The sequence below is a fragment of the uncultured Thiodictyon sp. genome, assembly GCF_903828115.1.
In the GTDB taxonomy this organism is placed as follows: domain Bacteria; phylum Pseudomonadota; class Gammaproteobacteria; order Chromatiales; family Chromatiaceae; genus Thiodictyon.
Window position 1 is genome coordinate 1 of sequence record NZ_CAIKKU010000674.1, and the last position, 13353, is coordinate 13353.

10 protein-coding genes and 1 pseudogene are annotated in these 13353 nt (G+C 63.9%); 9 read left to right on the forward strand and 2 right to left on the reverse strand.

Going from position 1 to position 13353, the window contains the following annotated elements:
- Positions 1-120 precede the first annotated feature (120 nt).
- Complete coding sequence (locus QZY48_RS25505) at positions 121-303, reverse strand: hypothetical protein (RefSeq protein WP_295436330.1); 183 nt, start codon at positions 301-303, stop codon at positions 121-123.
- 581 nt (positions 304-884) lie between these two features.
- Between QZY48_RS25505 and QZY48_RS25510 the strand changes: the two are divergent.
- From QZY48_RS25510 to QZY48_RS25520, 3 genes and pseudogenes are all read left to right on the forward strand, one after another.
- A pseudogene (locus tag QZY48_RS25510) lies at positions 885-1112 on the forward strand (Tn3 family transposase); the annotation flags it as partial.
- A 683-nt stretch (positions 1113-1795) separates the two neighbouring features.
- Positions 1796-2014, forward strand: a complete 219-nt coding sequence (locus QZY48_RS25515) for a hypothetical protein (protein ID WP_295436331.1) — start codon at positions 1796-1798, stop codon at positions 2012-2014.
- Complete coding sequence (locus tag QZY48_RS25520) at positions 1998-3020, forward strand: formyltransferase family protein (protein WP_295436332.1); 1023 nt, start codon at positions 1998-2000, stop codon at positions 3018-3020. Before QZY48_RS25515 ends, QZY48_RS25520 begins: the two co-directional genes overlap by 17 nt.
- A 367-nt stretch (positions 3021-3387) precedes the next feature.
- Here QZY48_RS25520 and QZY48_RS25525 read toward each other — a convergent pair whose 3' ends face one another.
- Complete coding sequence (locus tag QZY48_RS25525; RefSeq protein ID WP_295436333.1) at positions 3388-3756, reverse strand: helix-turn-helix transcriptional regulator; 369 nt, start codon at positions 3754-3756, stop codon at positions 3388-3390.
- A 216-nt stretch (positions 3757-3972) separates the two neighbouring features.
- On the opposite strand from QZY48_RS25525, the gene QZY48_RS25530 reads away from it, so the two are divergent.
- From QZY48_RS25530 to QZY48_RS25555, 6 genes are all read left to right on the forward strand, one after another.
- Positions 3973-7233 (forward strand): DUF499 domain-containing protein, encoded by a 3261-nt coding sequence (locus QZY48_RS25530; protein ID WP_295436334.1) that lies wholly within the window; start codon positions 3973-3975, stop codon positions 7231-7233.
- A gap of 227 nt (positions 7234-7460) precedes the next feature.
- A complete protein-coding gene (locus tag QZY48_RS25535; protein ID WP_295436335.1) occupies positions 7461-8084 on the forward strand; it encodes a hypothetical protein in 624 nt (207 codons plus the stop codon).
- Positions 8085-8285: 201 nt separating this feature from the next.
- The gene (locus QZY48_RS25540) at positions 8286-8546 is read left to right on the forward strand and encodes a hypothetical protein (protein ID WP_295436336.1); all 261 of its coding nucleotides are present in this window, start codon (positions 8286-8288) and stop codon (positions 8544-8546) included.
- Complete coding sequence (locus QZY48_RS25545) at positions 8543-8884, forward strand: type II toxin-antitoxin system ChpB family toxin (RefSeq protein WP_295436337.1); 342 nt, start codon at positions 8543-8545, stop codon at positions 8882-8884. Before QZY48_RS25540 ends, QZY48_RS25545 begins: the two co-directional genes overlap by 4 nt.
- A 245-nt stretch (positions 8885-9129) precedes the next feature.
- Complete coding sequence (locus tag QZY48_RS25550; protein ID WP_295436338.1) at positions 9130-9528, forward strand: hypothetical protein; 399 nt, start codon at positions 9130-9132, stop codon at positions 9526-9528.
- A gap of 520 nt (positions 9529-10048) precedes the next feature.
- Positions 10049-13291, forward strand: coding sequence for a DUF1156 domain-containing protein (locus tag QZY48_RS25555; RefSeq protein ID WP_295436339.1), 3243 nt, complete (start codon positions 10049-10051; stop codon positions 13289-13291).
- The last annotated feature ends 62 nt before the right edge of the window (positions 13292-13353 follow it).

Sequence of the window (13353 nt, forward strand, 5' to 3'; positions counted from 1 at the left end):
GGTAGCCGGGTAGGGTCCGCTGTGCGGACCGAACCACGCGCGGACCCAGCGGTCGAGCGGTCCGCACAGCGGACCCGACGGACTGCGACAGGATATCGGTGTCGAGCAGGAGCAGGAACCTCAGTCGGTCCAATCGAAGACCCTCCCGGGCGAGGGATCGCGCCATCCGTCGACCTCCTCCGCTGTCAGGTCCGGCCAGTCGAAAGCGGTCTGGGTGCGCCAGTCGGCGATGGTGTCCCACAGGCCCCGATGGATCAGGCCGGTCAGCCGGGTCTTGGCCTCGGCAACTGAGATCCCGGTCATGTGGAATCACCTTCCGCGGGCAAGGGGCGGTGCGATGACCGCCAGCATGACCATCTTAGCGGGGCCGGATCGGATCGAGAAGCCTGGGCAGTCGCCTAGGGCCTTGGGCCTCCTTCGTCGGCCCAATCTTCGCGCTTCGGCGCCCCAACCAGGCCCGCAAGCGGCGGGCACCGGTCAACGGCCGCGGCAGCAAGACCTGCGACCCGGGACGATGAAAGGCGTGTGTGGGAGCGGCTTCAGCCGCGACGCGATCTGGCACGCTGCCGTGGCCTCGTCGCGGCTGAAGCCGCTCCCACCGGGTCCCGGCCCGATTTTCACGGCAAAGCCTCGACCTCCTGGGCGAGCAGGCCCGAACTGGAGGTCGAGGCTTGAGCCGGACGGGGGCGCCGAAGGCGGACGGGGAATTCTTGCACAGTCTCGGCGCGCGGAAGCGCGACGCCGACCGTTGGGGCCTACGCGGGCATGTGCTGCGACCCTTCGTCCGGGGACGCAACGGGCCGAAGTGGCCGGAAACAGACCCGGCCTGTGGAGCGGGACGCCGAAACCTTTCCGGACGGGGCGAATGCCCCGTCCGGCCCGGGAGCAACCGCCGGGAAGACCACGAGGTCAGCATGCTCGCGCTGCACCTGCTGCAGAACTGCATGATCTACATCAACACCCTCATGATCCAGGAAGTGTTGGCCCAGCCCGCGTGGCAGGGACGGCTGACGCCCCGCGACTATGCCGCCCTGACGCCGTTGATCTGGGAGCATATCAATCCTTATGGACGTTTCGAGCTCGACATGAACGCGCGGCTGGCGCTGTTGTGATCGCGGCGGCGACCCGGTTGTCGAGCCCAGCTCAGCGCCCTGGGCGCTGCCCGGGAGCACCGCCGCGGTGCGGCGAACGACCGAGCCCCTGGCTGGCATGGGCAGCACCGAAAAACGAGGCGACCGCCCAGCGGCGGGGACAGGACCCGCAAGGGACGCAGTGGCCGGGCGCGCGCCCCGATGCCGACCGAGGGTGAGACAGTTCTTTGGAATCCGTTTCAGCGTTCTTGTCTTAGGCTACTACAAGCGCGTGCTCCCTTGTCGACCATAAGCTGTTTGTAAGCAGGTATTGCTTATCTTTCTACCTATGCTTGCAGAACTAGCTCCCCCTGTCTAGCTGCTTACCAAGTCTTGTTCCATTGTCTAAGTCCTTGCCGTCTTGTCTTACGCTACCACAGGCTCTTGCTACCTTGTCTACATGCTATCAAGCATGTTGCCGTGATTGCTTTATGCAGTACATGGCGTTGTTCTATTTTGTAGATGAGTAAATACTTAAGCAACTGATATAAAAGAAAAAAAGTTTTGACGCAGGCGCATTTGACGAGCATACTTTCGGTCGCGAGCGCAGCGACTCCGCTCGGGCTGAACCCGGCATGAACACCAGCAGAGAACCCTGCACTGCCGTACTCGATCAGGTGGCACTCACAACTGAACCGCTCAAAGGTAATCGGAGAAATGCAAGCATGAGAGCTAAAGTGAAGCTGTACAGTGGCGAGATGAGGATTTATGATGATGCCGATACCATATATAGAAATGGTGATGTAATCACCATTCGTTCCGAAGATAGTATTCTGGCTATCTTTCGAGAAGATGACCTGAGGTATCTCCTGTCCAACGACAACGATGAGAATGACGAAATAGAAACGCCTGATGGAGCAATAGAAAATGAACTTTGCGCTTGAGCGGTGTGTTGTCTTCGGTTCCGGCGATATGGGCGTGCAAGGACTTCATGCGCTATTGAGCCTTGGATTGAAGGCGTGCTTGGTGGTAGTGGATTCTGACGATGCTACCTATGGCAAACAAAGCCTAAAGGTCTGTGCGCAGATCCAGGGTGTCCGGTGCATCACGCCGCGAGATACCGACTATCGCTCTCGACATAGGTTTGACTGGTCGCCGTCAAAGATAGATTCCGAACTGACGAAGGAATGCGAACCGGAATGGATCTTTTCATTCTACGACAATCATTCGGCCCAAGGGGAGATACTGCGTGACAGCGGGATATACCATGTTGCCAAACGGGGGGGCTACAACGTGCACTGCTCCCTTCTACCTCAATTCCCAGGTCGCAATCCAACAATAGAGTCTGTGCTAAATGGTGCGACTATGACCGGGGTAAGCCTTTACCGTGTCGGCGCCAGAATTTACCACGAAAATACTTACCAAGTCCATGTCGTGGATAGCGAACCGGTGTCAATATTCCCAAACGAAACAGCGCACGCTGTTTACGGCAAGCAGGTTTCTGTCGCAAAAGAACTCCTCTTGCGCGCCGTTCCCTCAATACTGAATGGAAGCCAAGTGGAGTCGCCTCTCACATTACCTACTGGAAATCCGAGATATCCCCTGGCGCAAAAAGAAAGGACCATTAACTGGGCTCGCCCTACACGGGCCGTGCATAACCTAATCCGCGCGATGGCCTCGCCTTCTCCGGGAGCCTTTACCGACGAACTTCCCGGCGGTCGTTTGGTAGTGACTGGCAGTGAGTGGACAAGGGAACCGGGACGCGGCGGCGGACTTCGGTTAAGTTGGGACGGCGAGGTGTGCTGGCTGGAAGGATCACAGTACAGGCTGCGTCTTACCCAGCTAACTTGCCGTGGCGAGGCATTGTCGAGCGAAAGCTTTCGGAAAATCTTTGGTAGCGGCCCATACCGACTTGGTCGCGGTAGCGACTTCGAGAGAGCGGTGGCGTAAAGACCGCAAAGCTTCTGGCATGACTTGCTCCCTATGCTGAGCACCCGGGGTCCGAGCCGGAGTCAGTCAGCCGGCTCTGGGGTGCCAGCAGATCCGGAAACAGTGCTTGGTCGTCCTCGCGCGAGAGCAACGTCCGGAAGCGTACGCCGAACTCCGGATCGTCGAGTTTGGCGAGCGCCAGGGTGCCGACCAGGATTTTACGGCGCCCGTGTCGGCTCCCACCTTGGCCTTGCGTCGTTTCGGCGCCCCGTCCCCTCGTGCAAGCGATGCCGTGTCCGAAGTGGCGGCTGGTGACACGAGTGTTGGGTCTACCCCAAGTGGTAACCGCACACCAGGGGTAGCTCCAACACGTGGATGAAGCGGCACTTCAGACACCCCTTTCCTTGGGCACATCGTCTACCACCGGCAGCAACCCCGCAATCGTCCGCAGCAATGCACGGCCGCGGGCGTCGGTCGCCCGGTAGCTTTTGATCAGATCGAGCTCTTCTGCGCCGAGATTCGAGGCATCGTCCAGCCCGAGCAGTGACCCCGCGGAGACCGTCCCCAGGGCCGCGGCCAGTTCGCGCGCCGCCTCGATACCCAGGCGCCGCAGACCTTGTTCATAGTTACTGATCCGGGACTTCGACAGCGTGTTGGTCCGCTCGGCGAGTTGGCTGAGCGTCCAGCCCGCGGTCTGGCGCGCGGCGCGCAGCCGTGCCCCGATTGCTTGGCTCAGCGGGATCTGGGGGTCGGTCATGGTCGTCGAACTGATCCGCAAGATCGGCGTGGGACGGGTGGAACGGACCGTGATCGCCGCGGGGCTTAGATTCGCTCGCTGGGTGTGGCATCCTACAAAGATGGTCTGGCACGAAAGACGCGCGAAGCGGCGCTGGTAGCCCTGCTATCGGCGTGTTTGGATGCCCAGAAAAGCCTACACTCGCCAGTTCATCGCAGCTAGATAGGAAGCGCACCGATGTCGATTTTGGAGTCCTGCCAGCCCCGTGCAGATCTACTCGCTGGCACCCTCAACCCGGAGATCTTCACCGCCAACCTGATGCAGGTCATCGACCACTACCGGGGCGCCCCCGATGTGGTCCAGAACATCTACACGGACCCGCTGGCCTTCTTCGGTGAGGGGACCTACCCCACCGAGGGTATGCGTCAGGTCCTGCGCAACTGTTTCGGACGGCTCGGCGGGACGGACGCCACCTATCCGGCGATCCAACGCATGGAAAGCGCCTTCGGGGGCGGCAAGACCCACACCCTGATCGGTGCCGCCCACCTCGCCTTCCAGGGCACGGCCATCGCCGCGGCGGCCCAGGGCCTGATCGATCCCGCCCTGCTGCTGGCCCCCGGTGAGGTCACGGTGGTCGGGATCGCGGGCGACCGGGTTGCCATCCATGAGACCCATGGCGCCCGGCTGATCCCCTATACCCTGTGGGGCGAGATCGCCTTCCAGATCGGCGGCGAGGCCCTCTATCAGGCCATCGGCCCCGGCGCCAGTTCCTTCGGCTCCCCCGGGGACGAGTATTTCGATGTCGTCTTCAAGGGCCGCAAGGTCCTGATCATGCTCGACGAGTTGGCCGCCTACGCGGCCCGCATCGAGGCCGCCCGGCCGGGCGGACGCGCAAGCGTCGCAACCTTCCTGATGTCGCTCTTCCAGTATGCCAAGGAACATACGGGGCTCGCCGTGATCCTGACCCTGGCCAGTCAGCGTGATGCCTTTGCCCGCCAGACCGCGATGATCCAGGACCTGGTCTCCCAGGCCCGCGGCCAGGATGTATCGAAGGAGGAAGCGCTGGGGATCGCCCGCGCGGCGGATGGGGAGGTCCGCAGCGTCGTCCAGCGCGACGCCACCGCCGTCGTCCCGGTCCGCGGGCAGGAAATCTCCCGGGTGCTGGCGCGGCGCCTGTTCGCCAATATCGACCAGGACGGCGCCGCCGCCACGGCCGACGCCTACATGGAGATGTACCGGCGCACCGCCTTGCTCCTACCCGAGCAGGCCCGGCAGGAGACCTATCGGGAGCGCCTGATCGCACACTACCCCTTTCACCCGACCCTGATCGACTATCTCACCGATAAACTTGCCACCGTCGAGAGCTTCCAGGGGACCCGCGGCGTACTGCGGGTCCTGGCGCTCACGGTCGCCAACCTCTGGCGCCGCCAGTCCCCCGCACCCATGATCCATGCCTGTCACCTGGATCTACGTGACCCCCGACTCTCCGACGAACTGGTGAGCCGCACGGAAAGCGCCGAGCTGATGCCGATCATCAACGCCGACCTTGGCGGCCCCGACAGCGGCGACCTCAAGGCGCAGCACAGCAACGCCGACCTGGCCGACCGCGCCAATCCCCACCCGGACGGCTTTCCGCTACACGAATACGCCTGGAAGACCGTCTTCCTGCACAGTCTGGCAGGGTTTGGTGACGGGCTTGGTTCCAACGTCTTCGGCATCGCCAAACAGGACGCACTGTTCGCCACCGCCTTCCCGGGCATGACCCCGCCCCAGGTGGAAACCGCCCTGGACGCCCTGCGCTCCCAGGCCTATTACCTGCGCTACTCGGAGACCGAGGGCCGCTACTACGCGAGCACCGGCGTCTCGATCAACCGGGTCCTGGCCGACATCCGCCGCGCCCTGCGCGGCACCAAGGGTGTCGATCAACTCATCCACGAGACCTCAAGCAAGGTAGTGAAGCCCGGCACGCTGAATTTCGAGGTCATTGCCGAGGTCGAGCTTCCGGAACGTATCCCGGACAAGGGCACCAGGCCCACCCTGGCCCTGATCGCCCTGGACAGCCCGGCGGTACGGCCGGAGCAGTTCATCACCCAGGCGGGACCCAACAAGCCCCGTCTGCACCAGAACCTGGTATTTCTCCTGGTGCCGGACACGGTCGAGGTGGCCGGCGAGCACCGCCCAGGTGACGATATGCTCGACAACGCCGCCACCCGCGCACTGGACCTGCGCGAGCGTCTGAACGGCATCGGCATCGACGTACTGGCGCGGCGCACGCTCAAGCACAACCCGGCCGGCTACGGCCTGTCGGAGGCGGTCTTGAGCGACCAGACCTTCAACCGTGACACCAAGGAGCGCGAGCAGGCCCTGCTGACCGTCGTCACCCAGGCGTACCGCAACCTCTGGTATCCGGGCCAGGGCGGCAAGATCATCCGCCACGAGATCAGTACGGCCGGCGGCGAGGGCGGGCGCTCCGTGATCGAGAGTATCCGCGAGGTCCTGCTCGCCGACGGCAAGCTCGTCACCGCCGAACTGGCCGCCACCAGCGCGACCGCCGGTGCCGCCGTCAAGCTGTTCTTCGCGGCGAACAAGGATTACCAGACCCTCGCCGACCTGCGCGGCGCCTTCGCCTGCCGCCGTGACTGGCCTGTGTTGGAGGACAAGGGCATCTTCGACACGCTTATCCGTGCCGGCATCGGCCACGGCGCCTGGTGCCTCTTCCGCATGGGGTCGGCCGCAGCGGAGAAACCGGCCGAGTTCCACGCCCGCGAGACGGGCCCAGACTGTGATCGGGTCCCGTTACAGATCGACCTCACTGAGCCCGGCTGGAGCCTGGTGACCCCCCAGGGTGCCAAGCAGCGCAACTGGACTGCCGTGGATAAGCCGGACCCCGCCCAGGTGCGCAAGTGGGTCCAGGAGGCCATCGTGCAGGCCCGCTATTGCTCCGTCACCGATGTGGCCGCCGCGGTTGCGCAGACCCACGGCGACATCTCGGTCCAGGACACGGGACGCGCCATCGACGAACTGGTCAAGGCCGATTACCTCTATGTCCATGCCCCGGACAAGGACCCCAGCCTCGACCCCAGCGTCCTGCGCGGGGCCACCAACTGGGTGATGGAGACCGTCAGTCCGGACTACCAGGTGGTCACCAAGACCGAGGCCGCGACGCGGGGTTGGGTTACCACGAAGGACGAAACCCTGTCCCTCTCCGGCGAGCAGGCGCGCAAGAAGGTCCTGCCGCTGTTGAAGGGGCTCGCGGGAATCTATAAGAACGGTGGCACCTCCACTATCGATTACCTGGAAGTCAGCGGTCTCAAACTTCCCGCGGGGGGGCGGATCGGTCTGCAATTGCATCAACTCAAGCCCGAGGACGTGAAGGCCCTCGATGAACTGCTGGACCCGGTCATGGCCCTGACCACCCAGGATCAAGACACCGAGGTCCAACTCATCATCAATGAGCCACGGCAAGACTGCAAGTTCGTCGCCGCACTGAAGGCTTGATGATGGGCATCGCTGCCGCCCTGCCCATCCTACTTGCTACTTGCGGGAATCCGTAGGATGGGTAGAGCGCAGCGAAACCCATCGTCCGCGCCTCGGTAAGGCGTTGATTGCTGGGTTTCGCTGCGCTCTACCCAGCCTACAAAGGCCGCGCGTATTGGCGCGGCGGCGAATACTTTCACAGTCTCGCAGCGCTGCCCATCGATTCCGCAAACATGACGAAGCCACCCATGGCCAAGAAAAAAGAACCCTTCGACCTCACCAAACACCTCGCGGAGCGGCTTGCCAAGCAGAGCGCCAAGGCACCCTTTCTACTGCGCATCACGCAATGGCAGGGCGCCCCGGTCCCCGTGCTGGTGGTCAAGGAGCGCCGGTACCGCGACCAGGACGAGGGCGCCCCGGGGCCGGACGGCCAGCGCCGCCGCGCCCGCCCCGTCCTGATCGAGCGCGGCAACCTCTGCGGCGAACCGCTGCACCGCTGCCTGCCGCTGCTGCGCCGCATCGTCGAGGGTGTCACCGATCCGGCCGGGGTCCCCCTGGAACTTGCCCGCTACCTCACCGCCGAAGGGATGCGTATCCGCGGCAACCTGCCCCTGGACGAGGAGGCCGGCGCCAAGCTCGCCCTGATCTTCCGCCTCCAGGACCGCATCAAGGACCTGGACCGGGTGGAACTCATCGCCCGTCGCGTCCGCCAGTTCACCCGTGAAGAGGCCGCCTACTGGCTGTCGCGGACCGTCAGTTTCGGGACCATCGCCAACCGCTGGGCGCTCTGCGGGTTGCGGACCATGCTGGGCGGACATACGGACGACAAGGGCGTTGCCGAGATGCTGGAGCGGCTGCGGCTGGCGGCATGAAGGACGATCCCAGCAAGTCGAGGCTGCAACCGCTCGCCGGCGCCGAGGAATGCGAATACAGCACGGCAGGGCCTTCGTTGCATTGTGACGATCGCGACGACTACACTGTTTGCTTGGCCGACGCTGGACCAACATCCCTCACCGCAGGGCGATCGGCCAAGGGGCCGACAAGGCCAGTCCGACACAGACCGGAGACGAACCATGACAACCGCAATCCTGCGTGAACTGGATGGCTCCCTGGGAGTCGTGATACCAAGCCCCTTGCTGGAGGTGTTCGGCTTGAAGGCAGGCGCCAGGCTGGAAATCGATACCGACGGTCGCCGCATCGTGCTTCAGCCTGCCAGTTGCTCCCGTCCGACCTACACCCTGGCGCAGTTGCTTGACGGACTGGCCCCGGATGAGCCGCTGCCGACCGACGAAGCCTGGGAGCGAGCCCGCCCCATGGGACAAGAGGCGATATGAGCCGAACACCCAAGCGCGGCGATATCGTCCGCTTGACGTTGGACCCCGCACTGGGCAGCGAGCAACAGGGCGCCCGTCCGGTCTTGGTGCTATCCCCAGAGGCATTCAACAGACACGGTGGCGCCTTGATATGCCCCATCACGCAAGGTGGCGGATTTGCCAGAACCAACCTTTGGGCAGTGCCCTTGATGGGCTCGGGAACCGCGACGCAGGGTGTGGTCCTGACGAATCAGGCGCGCACCGTCGATTGGAAGGCCCGTGGCGCACGCTATATCGAATCCGCACCACAGACCTTGGTAGACGAGGTCTTGGCACGGGTGATCGTGTTGCTGGAATAGCGGTCGGCTTGAAGAGCCAAGTTCACCCGTGAAGAGGCCGCCTACTGGCTGTCGCGGACCGTCAGTTTCGGGACCATCTCCAACCGCTGGGCGCTCTGCGGGTTGCGGACCATGCTGGGGGGACATACGGACGACAAGGGGGTTGCCGAAATGTTGGAGCGGTTGCGGTTGGCGGCATGAAGGACGATCCGAGTAGGAGCGGCCCCCCGGCCGCGACGAATGTCATCCGTGATGTGGCCGGCATAATGAGTAAGATTGACACCGAACAGCCCGCAAGATCTCTGGTCGTTGCCCTCGCGCTACTCGCCGACTTGGCACGCCTCGGGCCTGGTTGGGACGGCTATGGCGCCGACCCGATCGAAGTCGCCTGTGTGGCCAACGTCCGGGCCGTCTTGGCGGCCCTGCCCGCCGGTATCCCCAGCCCGGAGATCAGCCCAAACCCAAACGGCACCCTGACCCTGGATTGGGTGGCCGCGGGATACCGCCTCTCGTTCGAGATCGGCGCTGGCCGCTACAGCGCGATTTGGGAATCCGCGGCCGGGGTGCAGACCGATGACGGCGACATCCTCCGGGGTATCCCTGCGTTCGTCACCAAGGCCCTGGCATTACTCCGGCCACCCGCGCTCACTGCACGGAGCGCGTGACACTTCGCCTTATCACCGGACCTGCTTCGCGTCGCAACCGAGCGGGTGTCGGTGCCGTCATCTGTCACGCCCTTTCAGGGCTAAGATCATTGCTGTGTACCACCCAGGGCGTTGCCCTGGGCTGGTATGTGTGACCCCGTTGGGGTCAACCTGGAAAGTGCAGTTGTCACGCCAAGCTCGCCAAGGTTTTTCAGTGCGTGACGCCCCGTAACCGTTCAGACCCCCGCCCCGGATTCTGCGTCCCTAAACGATGAATCAGTGGGTTACGACGGCAGGCTGCCTGAAACCGGTGGGGGGTCTGAACGGTTACGACGCCCCTAGCCCCGAAGGGGCGCGACATACCAGCCCAGGGCAACGCCCTGGGTGGTCTGTCGTTAGGGTCTTAGCCCTGAAAGGGCGTGACATCGGCGGGCCGCCGGATCATCTTGCGGGTAACCCGCACCAGGCTCAGTCGTTCCTGCATGGAAGCGGCAGCCTATGGGATACTGGGGCCGTTCGGCAAGGGCTTCGAGGACATCCGATGGAAGACACCACAGACACCCGCCTGATCGAGGCCGGATTTCCCTGCCACCAGGTCGGGGCTGAGACGCAGCGGGAGCGGGGCTCCAGTAACGTCATGCCGCCCGTTTACTACCTGCACGTCTGGTGGGCGCGCCGGCCGCTGATCCCGAGCCGCGCCGCCATCCTCGCCTCGCTGCTGCCCGCATCGACCGATCCCGCGACCTTCGTTCGCCGACTTGGTATCGAGCGCGTTCAGGCATTGGTCCATGGGGAGCCCTGGACTCTAACCGGGAAACTGCTGGAGCGCATCGAGTCGAGGGCCGGGCGCGCGGTGCTGCCGGTCGATGCGGTGGTGCAGCGCGCCTACCTTGCAGAGCAACAGATCCGGGCACTGAATCGCGATCTGGTCGAGACTGTGATAGCACGTAGCCCCGACCTGGTGGCGGACCCCGTTCTGCAACGCTGGAAAGAAGAGAACCGCCCCCTTCGCGAACCAATGCCCGTGGATGGTGAGGTCCTAACCACGCGGAAAGCGATGGGCGATCCGGCGTGGGCCAACGAGAAGATGGCCTTTACCGCAGCCAACTCCGTAAGCTTCCCAGGAGATGCTTACGGATACGCCCGCGCCTTTGGTAATATCCTTGCCTATACGGCCTCGCCCTTGGTCGTGCTCGACCCAACCGCCGGCGGCGGATCGATTCCTTTCGAGGCGCTGCGGTTAGGCCACAAGGTCATTGCCAATGATCTGAACCCCGTGGCAACCGCGATTTTGCACGCTACTCTCGATTTCCCGGCCCGTTTCGGCCTTGATCTGCTTCCCAAGATCGATGCTGCGGGAAAGCGGTTGCTGGGCGAGGTTAATGGGGCGAATTCGGCGTTATATGCGGACGGGCAGCCGTTACCATTGACTGAACGGCAAGACCTCGAGACATTGCTTGGTCCGAACAATCACGCGCTTCTTGCTCAATTCGATTGTGAGAGTATCCAGGATTACATCTATGTCCACCAAGTCACCTGCCCGCACTGCGGCGGCGAGGCGCCCTTGCTAAATGCCTTCTGGCTATCCAAGGAATCAGGTGATCCCTGGGGGGTACGAGTCATTCCGGAAGACGGCAAGGTCCGCTTCGAGACCTATCGGGTAACGGATGGGCGAGAGCCTATGTGTGAGCCGTTGGGAAAGAACAATACCGTGCATCGGGGGGTCGGCCAATGCGTCCATTGCCAACAGGCCATCGACGGCGAGGAGATCAAGCGTCAGGCGTGCGCGTCGGCCAAGCACCCAGCGCCGATGCCGGATCACCCGGATGGCTGGCAGGACCGCCTCTATGCCGTGGTCGCGGTGCGCCTGGAGCCGAAACTCGACAGCAAGGGCCAACCCCTGCGCTACACCTCAGGCGCCCGCAAGGGGGAGATCAAGACCACCAAGGTCCGTTATTTCCGGCCGCCGAACCCGCTTGACCTGGCCGCGTTGGCCGAGGCCCAGTGTCGTTTACAGGCCGGTTGGGACGCCTGGGACGGCCAGGGTCTGATCCCGACAGAGAACATCGACCGCTGCTCTAACTACGACCGTGGGCACCGGATGTACGGTGAAGAGCGCTGGTGCGACCTGTTCACCCCGCGCCAGTTGCTCGGCCATCTGACCCTAACCGAGACCCTCAACCGGCTCAAACCCGAGATACTGGCGGAGTTGGGGCCGGATCGCGGAAAGGCGGTGGTTACCTACTTGCAATTCGCCATCGACAAGGGGCTCGACTACAACAGCCGACATACGCGTTGGGAGTATACGCGGGGTGTCGTCAAAGGTACTTTTGGTCGCCACAACTACGCCATCCAATGGACCTTCGGCGAAATGATCTTTTCCGGCACTAATTCCGGCGCGGCCTGGGGCTTAGAGCAAGCCACTAAGGCATACAGGGAACTCGCGGAACTGGTGGCTCCGGTCTATCAAGGCACCGACGGGGCACCGCCCGTCACGATCATCAACGGCACGGCGGCCTACATGCCGCAGGTGCCTGATGCCTCCGTAGACCTGGTCTGCATGGACCCGCCTTACTACGACAACGTGCTCTATGCCGAACTGTCTGATTTCTTCTATGTCTGGAACCGCCGCACCCTGCGCGACATCTACCCCGGTGTTTTCAACCGGCGGCTGACAGATAAGAAGGCGGAAGCGGTCGCTAATTCAGCCCGCGACGGCGGCGCCAAGGGGGCAAAGGCCGCGTATGAGAACCTGATGGGCGACATCTTCCGCGAGTGCCGCCGCACCCTCAAAGACGACGGCCTCTTCACCCTGATGTTCAACCACAAGTCCCAGGACGCCTGGGAGACCCTCACCCGCTCGCTGATCGATGCCGGCTGGGTCATCACCGCCTGCTTCCCGGTCGAGTCCGAGGGCGAGAACTCCACCCACCAGAAGGACCTGGCCGCCGCCGCCAGTTCCATCTTTCTGTCCTGCCGCAAGCGCCCGGCCCAGGGCACCGAGGCCGCCATCTGGGAGAGCGCCTTCGGCCAGACCGGCATCCGCCGCCAGATCGAGGCGGCCGTCCGCCAGGGCCTCACCGACTTCGCGCCGCTGCGCCTGAACCCGGTCGACGAGATGGTCGCGAGCTACGGAAGATCGCTCCAGGTCCTCTCCGCCCACTGGCCGGTACAGGACGGCGATGACCTGGTGAGCCCCGTCAAGGCGATGAACGAGGCGAGCCGCGTGGTCTCTCAGGGCCGGGTCAGTCAGATCACCAAGGGCAAGGTCCGGGTGGAGGACCTGGACAGCGAGACCGCCATGGCCCTGACCATCTTCGGCATCTGGGAACTGGCCGAGGTCGCCTATGACGACATCCTGAACCTCTCCCGTTCCTTGGGCATTGCCTTGGACGCCAAGCCCGGCGGTTACCGGGTCCAGGATCGGGAGATCGGCATCAACCAGTCCGCCGGCACCCGTGGCCGCAGCCCGCTCACCACCGGGGGCGCGGACGGCTACCAGGCCCCCCTGGTCCGCACCGGTTCCAAGCTCCGCCTGGCCCTGCCGGAGGAGCGCCACGGCGCCCGCCTGACCGACCCCCAGACCGACTGGGACCGCCTCCAGGGCCTGATCGCCGCCTACCGTGAGGGCGATATCCCGGTCGCCCGTGCCTATCTCCAGGAGCACGCGGCCGAACGCGCCGGGCGTATCCTTGACCTTCTGGAGGTCTGGGCCGCGGAGGCGCGCGCGCCGGACCTCAAGCGCCAGGCGCGCGCGGCGCTCTACGGGTTGCGCGTGGGCTGACGGGCATCGCTATCGCTCTGCCGAGCCTGCGGGGCCGCGGGACCACCTTGCCTCATCACCGC